The following is a 303-nucleotide window of genomic DNA, read 5'->3' as shown; positions in this document are numbered from 1 at the left end:
CCGCTATCGGTCTCCAGGAAGTATTTAGGCTTACCGGGTGGTCCCGGCAGATTCACAGCAAATTCCACGAGCTCGCTGCTACTCGGGAACACCACCAAGATCCTTGCCACTGGTTTTCGCGTACGGGGCTCTCACCCACTCCGGCCCGCCATCCCAAGCGGTTCCACTAACCAGCACAACAACCCGAAGAAATGTCAGTCTCTTCAAGGTGGGTCCCACAACACCGCACACACAACGCCTGACAGCTTGACATATGCACGGTTTAGCCTCTTCCGCTTTCGCTCGCCACTACTCACGGAATCA

General features: G+C 56.4%; 1 rRNA gene. It reads right to left on the bottom strand.

The window, feature by feature from the left end:
* Positions 1–303, bottom strand: a 23S ribosomal RNA gene (locus tag EIY87_RS46010); the annotation flags it as partial.

This window comes from Amycolatopsis eburnea, from assembly GCF_003937945.1.
Lineage (GTDB): Bacteria > Actinomycetota > Actinomycetes > Mycobacteriales > Pseudonocardiaceae > Amycolatopsis > Amycolatopsis eburnea.
The sequence above is the reverse complement of the archived record's forward strand: the minus strand, read 5'-3'. Positions and strand labels throughout refer to the sequence as shown.